Source organism: Sinomonas sp. G460-2 (assembly GCF_047759905.1).
Classification (GTDB): Bacteria; Actinomycetota; Actinomycetes; order Actinomycetales; family Micrococcaceae; genus Sinomonas.
On sequence record NZ_JBKZWT010000520.1, the window covers coordinates 1 to 1,525 of the forward strand.

Genomic DNA, 1,525 nt, shown 5'->3' on the forward strand with positions numbered 1-1,525 from the left:
CCCCCGGCCATGATGCCCCCCACCATCAATCGAAAACTCTTACCCAATGATAGCACACAGATGGTATTGATTCGAATTTCTCTTCGATCAGGGTTGGGTGCCGCGATCTCTCGGGCGCCGCAATCTCGGGCCCGCAAATCTCGGGCGCCGCGATCTTGGGCGCCCCGGAGCTTCACGCCGCGCCCGCCCCATATCCGAAGCCGCAGGCTCAACGCGTCGCATCGCCGGCGTCGGTCGCCAAGCTCGGACTGCCCCGCTATGTCAGTGGTGCAGATGCTCCTGGTCGCGATGCGTCACCGTCTCGAGCTGGAAGGTCGAGTGCTCCACGGGGACGTCGAAATGCTCAGCGACGCACTCCTGAAGCTCCACGAGGATCCTCTGGGCGTGCCCGTCGGTGAGGCACTCGTCCCGGAGCGTCACGTGCCCCGTGATCACGGGCGTCCCGGTGCCGATGAGGGTCGCGTGGAGGTCGTGGACGTCGAGGACGTGCGGCAGCGCGAGGATGTGGTCCCGGACGCTGCGCAGGTCGAGGCCCTTCGGCGTCGCTGCGAGGAGCACGTCCGTGGTCTCCCGGAGCAGCCGCAGCGTGCGCGGGATGATGAGGGCGCCGATGAGGAGGGAAACGATCGCGTCTGCGCGCGTCCACCCGGTGAGGGCGATGACGACGGCGGCGATGATGACGGCGGCCGAGCCCAGGGCGTCGTTGAGGACCTCGAGGAACGCGGCCCTCAGATTGAGGCTCGCGTGCCGCCCTGAGGCGAGCACAAGCAGGGCGATCGCGTTGCCCGCGAGTCCGATAATGCCGAACCACAGCATCGCGGACGAGCCGATCGCGGGCGGTTCGAAGAGCCTGCGGATGGCCTCGTACAGGACGAACACGCCCACCACGAGAAGCAGCCCCGCCTGCAACGCGGCGGCGAGGACCTCGGCGCGCTTGTAGCCCCACGTGCGTTCCGGGGTCGGCGGCCGGAGGGCCAGCGATGCCGCGATGAGCGCGATGACCAGGCCCGACGCGTCGGTGAACATGTGGCCGGCGTCCGCGAGGAGCGCGAGCGATCCCGAAAGCGCCGTGCCCACGACCTCCGCGATCAGAATCAGAACCGTCACGCACAGCGCGAGGACGAGCCGCTTGCGGTCCCCCGTCGCGTCGACGGCGTGCGAGTGATCGTGCCCGCTCATTGGGGGCCGCTCGCCGCGAAGATCTCCACAGTTCAACGGTACAGGCGGCGGAATACCGTGGCGAACGCCCCCAAGTTCCACGGATTGGGCCAGCTAGTGCCCGCCCTCAGCGGCGAGTCCCAAGCGGGCGTCGGCGATCGCCGTCGTCAGCTGTTGCACCATGCCCGCGACGAGCGCGAGCTGCTCCGGGGTGTAGTCGGCGAGGACGGGGAGCAGGTGCTCCACCATGGGGTCGAACATCTCGCGGCCCGTCGCGCGCGCGCTTGGTGTCGAGGCGAGGAGGACCTGGCGCCGATCCTCGGCGCTGTGCTGGCGCTTGAGGTGGCCCGAGGCCTCGAGGCGGTCT

At 68.9% G+C, this 1,525-nt stretch carries 1 protein-coding gene and 1 pseudogene; both read right to left on the minus strand.

Annotated elements, in window-relative coordinates; all coding sequences use genetic code 11:
- Positions 1–261: 261 nt before the first annotated feature.
- Positions 262–1,179 carry a cation diffusion facilitator family transporter gene (locus ACLN58_RS22075; RefSeq protein WP_415857351.1) on the minus strand — a complete coding sequence of 306 codons (918 nt, stop codon included), beginning with the start codon at positions 1,177–1,179 and terminating at the stop codon, positions 262–264.
- A gap of 93 nt (positions 1,180–1,272) precedes the next feature.
- Positions 1,273–1,525, minus strand: a pseudogene (locus ACLN58_RS22080) (MarR family transcriptional regulator); the annotation flags it as partial.

What these genes read in the sequence shown, in the direction of transcription:
- ACLN58_RS22075 (WP_415857351.1), bottom strand. Translation starts at nt 1,179, where the DNA reads ATGAGCGGGCACGATCACTCGCACGCCGTCGACGCGACGGGGGACCGC.